The sequence below is a fragment of the Yinghuangia soli genome, from assembly GCF_021502675.1.
Taxonomy (GTDB): domain Bacteria; phylum Actinomycetota; class Actinomycetes; order Streptomycetales; family Streptomycetaceae; genus Yinghuangia; species Yinghuangia soli.
In genome coordinates, this window is sequence record NZ_JAKFHA010000004.1 from 71284 (window position 1) to 84972 (window position 13689).

General features: G+C 69.7%; 13 protein-coding genes. 11 read left to right on the forward strand and 2 right to left on the reverse strand.

Features of this window, described 5'->3' with window-relative positions; all coding sequences use genetic code 11:
* The first annotated feature begins 290 nt into the window (after positions 1-290).
* On the forward strand, positions 291-968 hold the full coding sequence (locus LZ495_RS09370) for a hypothetical protein (RefSeq protein ID WP_235051573.1): 678 nt from the start codon (positions 291-293) through the stop codon (positions 966-968).
* Positions 969-997: 29 nt separating this feature from the next.
* Here LZ495_RS09370 and LZ495_RS09375 read toward each other — a convergent pair whose 3' ends face one another.
* Complete coding sequence (locus tag LZ495_RS09375) at positions 998-1285, reverse strand: ferredoxin (RefSeq protein WP_235051574.1); 288 nt, start codon at positions 1283-1285, stop codon at positions 998-1000.
* Positions 1286-1508: 223 nt separating this feature from the next.
* Between LZ495_RS09375 and arc the strand changes: the two genes are divergently transcribed.
* The 6 genes from arc (at position 1509) to prcA (ending at position 7798) form a co-directional block, all read left to right on the forward strand.
* Positions 1509-3275, forward strand: coding sequence for a proteasome ATPase (gene arc, locus LZ495_RS09380; RefSeq protein WP_235051575.1), 1767 nt, complete (start codon positions 1509-1511; stop codon positions 3273-3275).
* A 235-nt stretch (positions 3276-3510) separates the two neighbouring features.
* On the forward strand, positions 3511-5016 hold the full coding sequence (gene dop / locus LZ495_RS09385; RefSeq protein ID WP_235051576.1) for a depupylase/deamidase Dop: 1506 nt from the start codon (positions 3511-3513) through the stop codon (positions 5014-5016).
* Between the two features lie 373 nt (positions 5017-5389).
* On the forward strand, positions 5390-5605 hold the full coding sequence (locus LZ495_RS09390) for a ubiquitin-like protein Pup (protein WP_235051577.1): 216 nt from the start codon (positions 5390-5392) through the stop codon (positions 5603-5605).
* A gap of 198 nt (positions 5606-5803) precedes the next feature.
* Positions 5804-6130: an endonuclease domain-containing protein gene (locus LZ495_RS43930; protein ID WP_268822567.1), complete on the forward strand. Its 327-nt coding sequence runs from the start codon at positions 5804-5806 to the stop codon at positions 6128-6130.
* Positions 6082-6927: a proteasome subunit beta gene (prcB, locus tag LZ495_RS09400; RefSeq protein WP_235051578.1), complete on the forward strand. Its 846-nt coding sequence runs from the start codon at positions 6082-6084 to the stop codon at positions 6925-6927. Before LZ495_RS43930 ends, prcB begins: the two co-directional genes overlap by 49 nt.
* Positions 6928-6973: 46 nt before the next feature.
* Complete coding sequence (gene prcA / locus LZ495_RS09405) at positions 6974-7798, forward strand: proteasome subunit alpha (RefSeq protein WP_235051579.1); 825 nt, start codon at positions 6974-6976, stop codon at positions 7796-7798.
* An 84-nt stretch (positions 7799-7882) separates the two neighbouring features.
* On the opposite strand, the gene LZ495_RS09410 is transcribed toward prcA, so the two are convergent.
* Positions 7883-8875: a LacI family DNA-binding transcriptional regulator gene (locus LZ495_RS09410; protein WP_235051938.1), complete on the reverse strand. Its 993-nt coding sequence runs from the start codon at positions 8873-8875 to the stop codon at positions 7883-7885.
* Positions 8876-9147: 272 nt separating this feature from the next.
* On the opposite strand from LZ495_RS09410, the gene LZ495_RS09415 reads away from it, so the two are divergent.
* The 4 genes from LZ495_RS09415 (at position 9148) to LZ495_RS09430 (ending at position 13544) form a co-directional block, all read left to right on the forward strand.
* Positions 9148-10377, forward strand: coding sequence for an MFS transporter (locus tag LZ495_RS09415; RefSeq protein ID WP_235051580.1), 1230 nt, complete (start codon positions 9148-9150; stop codon positions 10375-10377).
* Between the two features lie 28 nt (positions 10378-10405).
* Entirely contained in the window at positions 10406-11767 is a 1362-nt protein-coding gene (gene pafA / locus LZ495_RS09420; protein ID WP_235051581.1) for a Pup--protein ligase, read from the forward strand.
* A 267-nt stretch (positions 11768-12034) separates the two neighbouring features.
* The gene (locus LZ495_RS09425) at positions 12035-13042 is read left to right on the forward strand and encodes an FKBP-type peptidyl-prolyl cis-trans isomerase (protein WP_235051582.1); all 1008 of its coding nucleotides are present in this window, start codon (positions 12035-12037) and stop codon (positions 13040-13042) included.
* Between the two features lie 124 nt (positions 13043-13166).
* Positions 13167-13544, forward strand: coding sequence for an FKBP-type peptidyl-prolyl cis-trans isomerase (locus LZ495_RS09430; RefSeq protein ID WP_235051583.1), 378 nt, complete (start codon positions 13167-13169; stop codon positions 13542-13544).
* Positions 13545-13689: the final 145 nt, after the last annotated feature.

The following is a 13689-nucleotide window of genomic DNA, read 5'->3' on the forward strand; positions in this document are numbered from 1 at the left end:
CACGGCCCTTCCCGGGGCACCGCAGCCCCACCCGAACCCCCGCCGGGGGCGGGCCCGTCCGACCGGACGCGCCCGCCCCCGCCGCACTTTCCGGCCACTGCCCGCCTTACCGGCCACGCCGCTTCTCTTCACTGCGCGCGACCGGCCCACTAACGTGGCCGACCGTGGCGGACGAACAAATCGTGCCGGGGCACGAACACACGGGCGCACCTCTTCCCGCACCGCGCGCGGCCGGTGAAGCCGCCCCCTCCGGACCGGCGGGACCCCCAGGCGGCACCGAGCTCATACCCATGGCCAAAGCGGCCCCGCGCGAGCAGCGCCCCGACGTGAAGAACTCCGTCGTCCTCGCGTTCGCCATCGTCATCCTGGCCTTCACCGCCATCAGCGGCGTCGCCATCTGGGCAGCGGCAAGCTTCGAGGGCGGGCAACCCGGCATCACCGCCCCCGCCGACGGCCATCGCGAAGACCCGGTCATCCGGCCCGCCGACCGCACCCGGCCGCCCGCGCCCGAGGAGACCACCGAACCCGTCGGCGAGGCCAAGGCCGGCGAGCCCAAGCCCGCGACCCCCGCCGAAGACCCGCGCACCCCGCAGCCCCAGACCGGCCGCGGCAACGAGCGCCCCGCGCCCGTCGACTGGACCGCCGTGGCCTACCCCATGGACTGCTCCGGCGCGCCCTTCGAGATCCGCGACGCGCGGCCGCTCGCCCCCGGCAGCGCCACCCACATCGTCCAGGTCCGCTGCGCCGCGGGCGCCGGCGCCGCACCCGACGCCGTCTACGCCTACACCGTCGCGCCCGACGGAACCGCCGCGCGCGACCGGACACTCCTCGACACCGAGGACGACAAACTCGTGAAATCCCTCGACATCAAGAACGGCCGCGTCACCGCGACCGTGCTCGGCTATTCCACCGAGGACATCCCGCGCTGCTGCCCGGACATCGAGGAGACCCGCGACCTCACTCCGTGAGCGCCCGGCGCGAACTCCCCGCGCCGGCCTCAGGCGGCGTCGGGTCCGTACACCTCGACGCCGTCCCCGACACGCCGCACATGAATGCACTCACCTGGGCATTTGCGTGTGGCGTCGATCACTTCGACCAGCAGCGGGGCAGGCACCGGCACCGCCGCACCCACCTCGGTGCGCAGCTCGTCGTCGTCGCCCTTCACGTACGCAAGGCCGTCGATGTCGAGCTCGAACACCTCCCGGGCGAACTGCACACAGATCCCGTCACCGGTGCAAAGATCCTGGTCGATCCACACCTCAAGAGGTTCATTCTCGGTGGACATCAGGCCTCGCACTTCGCTGTTGCGTACTCAGAACCGACCAAGAGACCCTACCGCCGCCCGCTTCTTGATGTTGTCCGGTGGGTATCTGCACCACACGACAGTGGGGGCAATCGCAAGGGTGAAGATCGGACACGCCCGGACCGTCTTTTGATCAAGGGGTTTCAACCCCTCCTGCCGCAGGTAGGGTCGGAGACGTCGCAGCTCCCAGGAGGAGGTGAGGACCGTGGCAGCCCACGACGACGACATGAACCGTGGCGGGAGGCCGGCTCGGGGTACGGACGACCTCATGAGCCAGGTGTCCTTTCTTGAGCAGGAAGTCGCCGTCCTGCGTCGCAAGCTCGCCGACTCGCCGCGTCAGACGAGGATGCTGGAGGAGCGCATTGTCGAGCTCCAGACCAGCCTCGCCGGTCTGACCACACAGAACGAGCGGCTTGTTGCGACGCTCCGAGAGGCCCGCGATCAGATCGTGGCCCTCAAGGAGGAGGTGGATCGCCTAGCGCAGCCACCTTCCGGATTCGGCGTATTCCTGAACGCAAACGATGACGGCACGGCCGACATCTTCACCGGAGGCCGCAAGCTCCGCGTGAACGTCAGCCCCAACCTCGACCTAGAGGATCTGCAGCGTGGCCAGGAGGTCATGCTCAACGAGGCCCTCAACGTGGTCGACGCCATGGAGTTCGAGCGGATCGGCGATGTCGTGATGCTCAAGGAACTCCTCGAAGACGGCGAACGGGCCCTGGTGATCGGGCACACCGACGAGGAGCGCGTGGTGCGCCTCGCCGAACCGCTGCTCGACGGCCCCCTTCGGGCCGGGGACTCCCTGTTGCTCGAACCCCGCTCCGGGTACGTGTACGAACGCGTCCCCAAGAGCGAGGTCGAGGAACTTGTCCTCGAAGAGGTGCCGGACATCGACTACACGAAGATCGGCGGTCTGCGAAACCAGATCGAGCTGATCCGCGACGCGGTCGAACTGCCGTACCTCCACCCGGACCTGTTCAAGGAGCACGAACTCCGGCCACCTAAGGGCATCCTGCTCTACGGGCCCCCCGGATGCGGAAAGACGCTCATCGCCAAGGCCGTCGCCAACTCGCTGGCCAAGAAGGTCGCCGAGGCCAAGGGCGGCGAGACCGGCAAGAGCTACTTCCTCAACATCAAGGGACCCGAACTCCTCAACAAGTACGTCGGCGAGACCGAGCGGCACATCCGCCTGGTCTTCCAGCGGGCCCGCGAGAAGGCCAGCGAGGGAACCCCCGTCATCGTCTTCTTCGACGAGATGGACTCGCTCTTCCGCACCCGCGGCTCGGGTGTCAGCTCGGACGTGGAGAACACCATCGTCCCGCAGCTGCTCTCCGAGATCGACGGCGTCGAGGGCCTGGAGAACGTCATCGTGATCGGCGCCTCCAACCGCGAGGACATGATCGACCCGGCCATCCTGCGGCCCGGACGACTCGACGTGAAGATCAAGATCGAGCGCCCGGACGCGGAAGCGGCCAAGGACATCTTCGCCAAGTACCTGACGGCCAACCTCCCGCTCCACGAGGAGGACCTGAAGGAGCACGGCGACGACAAGGCCACCACCGTCGTCAACATGATCCAGCGCGCCGTCGAGCGCATGTACTCCGAGAGCGAAGAGAACCGCTTCCTCGAGGTGACGTACGCCAACGGGGACAAGGAGACCTTGTACTTCAAGGACTTCAACTCCGGCGCCATGATCGAGAACATCGTCGGCCGGGCCAAGAAGATGGCCATCAAGGACTTCCTCGAACTGGGCCACAAGGGCATCCGCGTCTCCCACCTCCTCGCCGCCTGCGTCGACGAGTTCAAGGAGAACGAGGACCTGCCCAACACCACCAACCCCGACGACTGGGCGCGGATCTCCGGCAAGAAGGGCGAGCGGATCGTGTACATCCGCACGCTCGTCACCGGCAAGCAGGGTGCCGACACGGGACGCTCCATCGACACCGTCGCCAACACCGGACAGTACCTGTGACACCAGCCGCCGCGGCCCACACACTGCTGTGGGCCGCGGCGGCGTGTCCGGGACCGGACGGCCCGGCGGGAACACCGCCGGCAACAATCCGGGCCGGCCGTATCCACACCGCCTGACAAGCGCAATAGGCTCGACATATGACCAGGGTGTACCCGGCCGGCTACCCGTCGGCCAGCGACACCTCGGCGGCCCACCGCCGAGGCGCAGACGGCCGGGTAAGTGATGAGGGGGTCGCATGACCGTCCAGCGCGTGATGGGCATCGAGACCGAATACGGGATCTCCGTGCCGGGGCACCCCGGCGCCAATGCGATGCTGACGTCGTCTCAGGTCGTGAACGCGTATGCGGCCGCCATGCAGCGCGCCCGCCGCGCCCGCTGGGACTTCGAAGAAGAGAACCCGCTGCGTGATGCCCGCGGCTTCGACCTCGCCCGCGAACTCGCCGATGCCAGCCAGCTCACCGACGAAGACGTCGGCCTCGCCAACGTCATCCTCACCAACGGCGCACGGCTCTACGTCGACCACGCGCACCCCGAGTACTCCGCCCCCGAGACCACCAACCCCCGCGACGCCGTCGTCTGGGACAAGGCCGGCGAGCGCATCATGGCCGAGGCCTCCCGGCGGGCCGGCGAAGTACCGGGCGGGCAGCAGATCCTGCTCTACAAGAACAACACCGACAACAAGGGCGCGAGCTACGGCTGCCATGAGAACTACCTCATGCAGCGCGCCACGCCCTTCGCCGACATCGTCCGGCACCTGACCCCGTTCTTCGTCTCCCGCCAGGTCGTCTGCGGCGCAGGCCGCGTCGGCATCGGCCAGGACGGCTCCGCGCACGGCTTCCAGATCAGCCAGCGCGCCGACTACTTCGAGGTCGAGGTCGGCCTGGAGACGACCCTCAAACGACCGATCATCAACACCCGCGACGAACCGCACGCCGACGCCGAGAAGTACCGCCGCCTGCACGTCATCATCGGCGACGCGAACCTCTCCGAGATCTCCACGTACCTCAAGCTCGGCACCACCGCGCTGGTCCTGTCGATGATCGAGGACCGCTTCATCACCCACGACCTCTCGGTCGACCAGCCGGTCCGCACCCTGCACCAGGTGTCGCACGACCCGACCCTCAAGCAGCTCGTCACGCTGCGCGGCGGCCGCAAGCTCACCGCGGTCCAACTCCAGATGGAATACCTGGAACTCGCCCGCAAATACGTCGAGGACCGCTTCGGCACCGACGTCGACGACATCACCGCCGACGTCCTGGACCGCTGGGAATCCGTCCTCACCCGCCTGGAGACCGACCCCATGTCGCTCTCCCGCGAACTGGACTGGGTCGCCAAACTCCAGATCCTCGAGGGCTACCGGCAGCGCGACGGCCTCGATTGGGACGCCCCGCGCCTGCACCTCGTCGACCTGCAGTACGCCGACGTACGCCCCGACAAGGGCCTCTACAACCGCCTCGAAAACCGGTTCGAGCGGATCGCCGCGGAGCCCGAGGTCCAGCGCGCCGCGCACCTGCCCCCCGAGGACACCCGCGCCTACTTCCGCGGCCGCTGCCTGGAGCAGTACGCGGACGAGGTCGCGGCCGCCTCCTGGGATTCGGTGATCTTCGACGTGCCCGGCCACGACTCGCTCCAGCGGGTCCCCACCATGGAACCCCTGCGCGGCACGAAAGCGCACGTCAAGGACCTCCTGGACCGCTGCCGGACCGCCGAGGAGCTGGTCGCCGCCCTGACCGGCGGCTGACCCCGCCCAGGCCCCGTACGGGCCCTCCAGGCGCCGCGGCGGCCCATGATCATCCGTCGGGGTGAAACACGTGTTCGCGGGCAGGTGAACCGGCCCGCGGATGGGTGAACCTGACCCGTGTGGGGGAAGAAGCGGGTGGAGGTCCCGGACCACCGACCGTGTCGCCCGCGATGCGCTCGGTGGTCCCGTGGTCCTCACGGCAAGCCGGCCGTCCGAGCCCAGTGTGACAAAAAGAATTCCCGTGAGCCGGAACAACTGTCGGCCTACGCTTGTAGTGTCTGATCACCTGGCCCGGCAGGGCCGTTCGATCGGATCGTCGAGCGGGACGGCATTGTCCTGCACGGGATCGAGACGAAAAGGCGGGGTGAGTCCCATGGCTGCAAAGGACACCGGTGGACAGGCCCGGGCGAATAAGCGCTCGGAAGAGGTCGAAGAGAATTCCGCCGAGGCCACCGAGGCTTCCGACCTGCAGGAACGCCACGAAAAGCTGACGGACGACGTCGACGCGGTGCTCGACGAAATCGACGAGGTACTCGAGGAGAACGCTGAGGACTTTGTCCGCGGATTCGTCCAGAAGGGCGGCCAGTGACCCAAATGCCCGATTCGCTGTCGAGCGGGAAATTCCCGCCCGGCGAACGGCGTTTGGCGAGTATTTCCCGAGCTTTCGGGGAATTGGTCGGCGGGCCGCGGTGCTGCTGCCGAAAACACCCGGCGGGCCGCGCTGCGGCCGGTCCGGAAACCGGGGTGATGAATACCCCGGTTCGAATTCGACGCACCTGGATCGCGCATGCCCCGGGCACGGGGCGAAGAAGTCGAGTGCGCAGCGCAGTGGGAGCGGAAGTACGGCCTCGCCGGGGCTGCGTACCCGGCGCCGGCAGAGGCGTGGGCACATTGCCGCGCAACATGCCTCGCGGCGCGGGCGGAACACGTCGACTGCGATCACGCAGCGGGTAAAGTCCCAGCCGTACTCTGCTTCATCTGCTTCAACTGCAATGCCGCACTAGGGCACTTCAAGGATCGTCCCGACGCCCTGCGCCGGGCCGCCGCCTACTTGGAAGGGATCGTGTGGAAGCCAACACGCGTGGCACCGGGCGTCTACCGGCTGCCTTCCTGACCCCCGGGTCTTCCTCGTTCACCGAGTTCCTGGACGCCTACCAGCCCGAGTTGCTGCCGTCCCGCCGCACGCTGCCGGCCACCCCGGTGACCGTCGAGGCGCCGCACGGGACCACGATCGTGGCCGTGACCTTCCCCGGCGGTGTCGTGATGGCGGGCGACCGCCGCGCCACCATGGGCAACCTCATCGCGCAGCGGGACATCGAGAAGGTGTTCCCGGCCGACGAGTACAGCTGCGTGGGCATCGCGGGCACCGCCGGCCTCGCGGTGGAGATGGTCCGGCTGTTCCAGGTGGAGCTGGAGCACTACGAGAAGATCGAGGGCGCCACCATGTCCCTCGAGGGCAAGGCCAACCGCCTGTCGCAGATGATCCGCGGCAACCTCGGAATGGCCATGCAGGGGCTCGCGGTGGTGCCGCTGTACGCGGGCTTCGACGTGGGCCTCGGGATCGGGCGGATCTACAACTACGACGTCACCGGCGGCCGGTCGGTGGAGCAGGGCTTCACGTCGGTGGGCTCCGGCTCGCTGTTCGCGCGCGGCTCGCTCAAGAAGCTGTACCGCGACGACCTGAGTGCCGAGGACGCGGTCACCGTGTGCGTGCAGGCGCTGTACGACGCGGCCGACGACGACTCGGCGACCGGCGGCCCGGACGTGTCCCGCAAGATCTACCCGATCGTGACCGTGGTGACCGAGGACGGCCTCGACCGCTGGAGCGACGAGCGGGTCGGCGGCGTGGTGCAGACCATCCTCGGCGAGCGCCTGATCCGTCCGAACGGCCCCAACGCCCCTGTGAACTGAACCTGTCTACGGCCTTCTTGAACCTCTACCGGCAAAGGACTCCACGGTGACTACGCCTTTCTATGTGTCGCCGCAGCAGGCCATGGCGGACCGGGCCGACTACGCCCGCAAGGGCATCGCCCGGGGCCGCAGCGTGGTGGTGCTGACGTATGCGGACGGCATCTTGTTCGTGGCCGAAAACCCCTCGCGGGCGCTGCACAAGATGAGCGAGATCTACGACCGGATCGCCTTCGCGGCGGTCGGCAAGTACAACGAGTTCGAGAACCTCCGTATCGGCGGCGTGCGTTACGCCGACATCCGGGGCTACTCGTACGCCCGGCACGACGTGACGGCGCGCGGTCTGGCGAACGTGTACGCGCAGACGCTCGGCACGATCTTCTCCAGCGGCGGGGAGAAGCCGTACGAGGTCGAGCTGATCGTCGCCGAGGTGGGCAGCACCACCGCGGACGACCAGATCTACCGCCTGACGTACGACGGTTCGATCGCCGACGAGCACCACTACGTCGCGATGGGCGGCAACGCCGACCAGATCACCGAGCAGCTCAAGCGCACGCACCGCGAGGGGCTGCCGCTGGACGAGGCGCTGCGGGTGGCGGTCGACGTGCTGGGCCGGGACGGCAGCGGCGAGAAGCGCACGATCACCGCGGCGCAGCTCGAGGTCGCGGTGCTGGACCGGACCCGGAGCCAGCAGCGCAAGTTCAAGCGGATCGTGGGTGCGCAGCTCGCCCGGCTGCTCGGCGAAGCGGCGCCGGCTGCGGAGGAGCCGGCGGACACCGCGGCCGACGGAGCCGCTGCGGACGGTGCCGGCGAGGCGAACGGTGCGGCGGAGAACGGCTCGACGCCCAAGGCCGAGGGCTCGCCGGAGGAGTAGCGGCAAGTCAGCAGCAGTACAGGCCGGACGCCACGGGCGCGCCCCTTTCGAGGGGGCGCGCCCGTCCGCATTCACCGCAGCGGGTCAGGTGCGCGCGGGCGGCGGAGCGGTGGAGCCGCGGACGGTCAACTCGGCGGGCAGGGACTGGTCTTGCGGGCGGCGTCCGTCGAGGAGGTCGAGGAGGGCGCTCATGCCGTCCGCGCCGAGCCGGTGCGCGGGGAGGCGGACGGTGGTGAGTTCAGGGTCCATGACGGTCGCGATGATGAGGTCGTCGAAGCCGGTGACCGAGAGGTCCTCGGGGATGCGCAGGCCGCGCTGCCGGGCGGCTTTGTAGGCGCCGGCGGCCAGGACGTCGTCGTCGCAGACAAGTGCGGTGGGCCGGTCGGGGCGGTCGAGCAGGGTGAGGGCGGCCTCGGCGGCGTCGTGCACGGTGAAGTGCGTGCGGGCCCGGGTGCTGCGGGTGCCGGGCACGCCGGCGAGGGCGGTGCGGAAGGCGTTCTCGCGGGCGGTGAACGTCCAGCCGTCGATGTGCGGGGTGAGGCGCCCGAAGTCGCGGTGGCCGAGGTCGAGCAGGTGGCCCACGAGGTCGCGCATGCCGGCCGCGACGTCGACGTTGACCGTCGCCGGGCCGACGCCGGGTTCGCTGTCCAGCATGACCAGCGGGAGTCCGGGCCCTGGGCCGGTGCTGCCGAGGAGTTCGGACAGCGTCTCGACCGCGGTGGACGAGGCGAGGACGCCGTCCAGTGCGGTGTGCGCGGCGGCGAAGGGGCTTGCGAAGGGCGCGCGTTCGGTGCCCGCCTCGATGCGGGACGGGTAGATGACGACGGAGAAGTCGCGCCGCGCGGCCGCCTCGGACGCGCCGGTGTGCACGGCCCCGAAGAAGGGGTTCGTCAGCGCGGGGACGACGAGCAGCACGGTGCGCGTGGTGCCGAGGCGCAGGTGGCGGGCGGCCTGGTTGGGCCGGTAGCCGAGCGCCGCGCTGGCCTCGTTGACGGCGCGCACGGTCCGCTCGGAGACGCGGCCGGGCCATTTTCCGGCGTGCACGAGCGAGACCGTGGACTGCGAGACGCCGGCCAGTCTGGCGACGTCCTTGCTGGTCGGGCGGGTCTCGGGGGTCTTGCCGGGGCGGTGGTCCGCGGGGCCGGCCGGGGGCTCCGCGGGCGAGCCGGTCGGGGGCACGGTGACGGTGTTCCCTTCGTACGTACGGGCGTCTGATGCCTGCCGCCACCTTAGGACGTCCCGCCGCAGGGGAGGGGGAGGACCCGGCGGCCGGGTGCGCGCGGGCTTGCTCTTTCCGCGGTGTCTGGTCAGACTGTCGACCAGGAAGTCATACGTATGACGGCAAGGAAATGGCGGCAGGCAGACCGATGCGCATCTACGTGGACCTCTTCCGGGCCCGCCACGCCGGGCGCCTGCTCGGCGGCACGCTGCTGGGTCGGCTGCCCAACGGCATGGGCATCCTGGCGATCCTGCTGCTGGCCCGCGCGGACGGGGCCGGCTACGGGGTCGCGGGCACGCTGTCCGCGCTTTCCGGCCTGGCCACCGCGATCGGGCAGCCCGCGCTCGGGCGCTGGATGGACCGCCGCGGCCAGACCCGGGTGCTGATAGGCGGCGCCCTCGTGTCGGCGCTGGGGTACGCGGTGTTCGCGCTCGTCGGCACCGATCCGCTGTGGCTCGCGTTCGTCGCGGTGCTGGTCGCCGGGTTCGCCACGCCGCCGCTGGAGTCGGGGCTGCGGGCGCTCTGGCCCGCGGTGCTGCGGCCCGACCAGGTGCACGCCGCGTACGGCCTGGACGCCGCGGCGCAGGAGATCCTCTTCACCGCCGGTCCGCTGATCGTCGTGGTGGTCGCCGAGACCGTGTCGGAGTCGGCCGCGGTGCTGGTGACCGGCCTTCTCGGGGTGGTCGGGACGTTGGTGGTGGCGACCTGTGCGCCGTCGCGGCAGTGGCGTCCGGTCGCGCATGTGCAGCATTGGGCCGGGCCGCTGCGGTCCGCCGGACTGCGGGTCCTGCTGGCCTCGCTCGTCCTGGCCGGCACCGCGCTCGGCGTGTTCAGTGTGGCGGCCGTCGCGTACGCCGAGGACATCGGGCAGGACGCCTGGTCCGGCGGCATCATGGCCGCGATGTCGACCGGTGCCTTCGTGGGCGGTGTCGTGCACGGCGCACGCCGGTGGGCACGCCCCGCTCATCAGCGACTCCCGTGGCTGATGGCGTGTCTGACGGTGGGTTACCTGCCGCTCATCGCCGTGCCCGGCCCCTGGCCGATGATGGTGCTGGGCGCGGTGTCCGGGGTGTTCCTGGCACCGGTCATCGCCTGCACGTTCACGCTGGTCGACGAACTGGCCCCGAAGGGCACGGTGACCGAGGCGTTCGCGTGGGTCGTCGCGGCGATGGGCACCGGTGCCGCGATCGGTACGGCGGTCGCCGGATTCGCCGGTGAAGTCGGCGGTGTCAGGGCCGCGTTCGCGGTGGCGCCGGTCGGTGTGGCGCTGGGTTTGGCGGTGTTGGCAGCCGGCCGGAAGCGGTTGTCCGGCGGCGTGATCGACATCGAGGGAATCACCCCCCGCGAGTTGGTGCCGTAACAGCACATCAGCGGCGTAATGTTGGTTCATGGACCGCCGAATCTTCGGGCTCGAAAACGAGTACGGCGTCACCTGCACGTTCCGCGGACAGCGCAGGCTGTCCCCGGACGAGGTGGCGCGGTACCTGTTTCGCCGAGTCGTCTCGTGGGGCCGGAGCAGCAACGTCTTCCTACGCAACGGGGCCAGGCTGTACCTGGATGTGGGCAGCCACCCCGAATACGCCACGCCGGAGTGCGACTCCGTACCCGAACTGGTCGTGCACGACAAAGCGGGCGAGCGCATCCTCGAAGGCCTTCTGGTGGACGCCGAACGGCGGCTGCACGAAGAGGGCATCGCCGGCGACGTGTACCTGTTCAAGAACAACACCGACTCCGCGGGGAACTCGTACGGCTGCCACGAGAACTACCTGGTGGCCCGGCACGGCGAGTTCTCCCGGCTGGCGGACATCCTCATCCCGTTCCTGGTGACCCGTCAGATGCTGTGCGGCGCGGGCAAGGTGCTCCAGACCCCGCGCGGTGCGGTGTACTGCGTGAGCCAGCGGGCCGAGCACATCTGGGAGGGCGTCAGTTCGGCGACCACCCGGTCGCGTCCGATAATCAACACCCGCGACGAACCGCATGCGGACGCCGAGCGGTACCGGCGCCTGCACGTGATCGTGGGCGACTCGAACATGGCCGAACCGACCACGATGCTCAAGGTCGGCGCGACCGACCTGGTGCTGCGCATGATCGAGGCCGGCATGGTCATGCGGGACCTGACCCTGGAGAACCCGATCCGGGCGATCCGCGAGGTCAGCCACGACATGACCGGCCAGCGCAAGGTGCGGCTGGCGAACGGGCGCGAGGCGTCCGCGCTGGAGATCCAGCTGGAGTACCTGACCAAGGCCATGGACTTCGCCGACCGCCGGGGCATCCGCACCGGCACCGTGCAGCAGGTCCTCGACCTGTGGGAGCGCACCCTGACCGCGGTGCAGACCGGGAACCTCGACCTGGTCGGCCGGGAGATCGACTGGGTCATCAAGTACCAGCTGATCGAGCGGTACCGGGCCAAGCACAGCCTGCCGATGGCGTCGCCGCGGGTGGCGCAGATCGACCTGGCGTACCACGACATCCACCGCCGCCGGGGGCTGTACTACCTGATGGAGCGGCGCGGCCAGATCGAGCGGATCGGGCAGGACGTCAAGATCTTCGAGGCGAAGTCGGTGCCGCCGCAGACCACCCGGGCGCGGCTGCGCGGCGAGTTCATCAAGAAGGCGCAGGAGCAGCGCCGCGACTTCACGGTCGACTGGGTGCACCTGAAGCTCAACGACCAGGCGCAGCGCACCGTGCTGTGCAAGGACCCGTTCCGGGCGGTCGACGACCGCGTGGAGAAGCTGATCGCCAGCATGTAGCACGCCGCAGAGTGCGGCAGCAGTGCGGCAGTAGTGCGGAAGCAGCAGGCAAGCAGTGCGGAAGCGGTACGGAATCCGCGGGCCGCCTGCCGGGGCCGTCGCAGGGGCAGGGGTGCCCGTGCGGCGGCCCCGTTCCGTCCGGCGCGGGGCGCGGGGCCGTGATGTTACGCACGGGTACGGTTCGGCAACGGGTTTGGTCTTCACACGATTCCGACTTGGGTTGGCCGTAGAGTGTCCGCGTCCTGTCGGCTCTTGTAGAGGATCACCGTGCGCCGTTTTGCCGCGCTGCTTCTTGTCCCTGCCTTGATGCTCGGTGCCGCGGCGTGCGGCGACGACGACAAGGCCGGCAAGAACAACGCCACTTCCAGCCCGTCGTCGACCAAGGAGGCCCGCAAGGCCGGGGTCAGCACGACCGGCGCTGCGACCGCGAATCCCGCCTTCGGGCAGGCCCCGGACATCAAGATTCCGGACGGCAACCCGCCGGCGGGCCTGCAGGTCCAGGTGCTGACCGAGGGCACCGGGGCGGTGGTCGGCGGACAGGACATGGTCAACGCCAACTACGAGGGCGTCTCCTGGAGCAGCCGCAAGGTCTTCGACAGCTCCTTCGAGCGCGGCGAGCCCGCCGAGTTCTACCTCGAGGCCGTCATCAAGGGCTGGACGCAGGCCCTGACCGGCAAGAAGGTCGGCAGCCGCCTGCTGCTCACCATCCCCTCGGAGCTGGGCTACGGCGCGACCGGCAAGGGCGACGACATCAAGTCGAACGAGACCCTGGTCTTCGTGGTCGACATCGTCGGCACGCGCCCCGGGTACGCGACCGGCACCCCGGTGCCGCCGAACCCGGACCTGCCGACCGTCACCACCGAGGGCGTCAAGGTCACCGGCATGACGTTCCCGGCCGGCAAGGCCGCGCCGACCGCGATCGCCAACCAGAACCTGATCGAGGGCACCGGCGCGCCGGTGGCCGCGGGCGACACCGTCGAGGCCCAGATCGTGCAGTGGATCTGGGGCCAGCCGCAGGCGTACGGCTCGTCGTGGGCGACGACCGGTCCGCAGGAGCTGCCGCTGACCGAGGCCGGCACCTCCGGCGCCCCGCCGATCCTGAAGTCGCTGATCGACGGCCTGACCGGCAAGAAGGTCGGCAGCCGCGTGATGCTGGTCCTGCCGCCGGACAAGGCCTTCGGCGCGGCGGCGCAGGCGGACAAGAACATCCCCGCGAACGCCACGTTCGTGCTGGTCCTGGACATCGTGAAGTCGGGCCCGGCGAAGGCTTCTTGACCGGTCCGCCTGCCGCGGCCGCCGGGAAATCCGGTCCGGCCGCGGCGGGGCGGGGCGCATGGTGCGCCCCCGGACTGGAAGAGTGTCGGACGACAGTCGTCACGCAACAAGGAGCAGTACCGCGATGAGCAGCAACGAGAAGCCCGAGATCGACTTCCCGGGCGGCGAGCCGCCGGCCCAGCTCGAGATCACCGACATCTGGGTGGGCGAGGGCGAAGAGGCCAAGGCCGGCCACACCGTGGCGGCCGACTACGTCGGCGTGGCCTTCTCCACCGGCGAGGAGTTCGACGCCAGCTGGAACCGCGGCGCGCCGCTGGAGTTCCCGCTCGGCGGGGGCCGCGTCATCCAGGGCTGGGACCAGGGCATCCAGGGCATGAAGGTGGGCGGCCGCCGCAAGCTGGTCATCCCGCCGCACATGGCTTACGGCGACCACAGCCCGACGCCGGCGATCAAGCCGGGCGAGACGCTGATCTTCGTGGTCGACCTGCGCGGCGTGCGCTAAAGCGCACCGGAACGCACCAAGGGCGGCATCCCCCAAGGGGTGCCGCCCTTTCGCGCACTAGGTGTCGGTACGGGGGCGCTCCTGACCACCTGTGCCGCCGCACTTCCGCTGTACCCCTGGAGTGGGGGCGTGTGGCGGTTGGTGA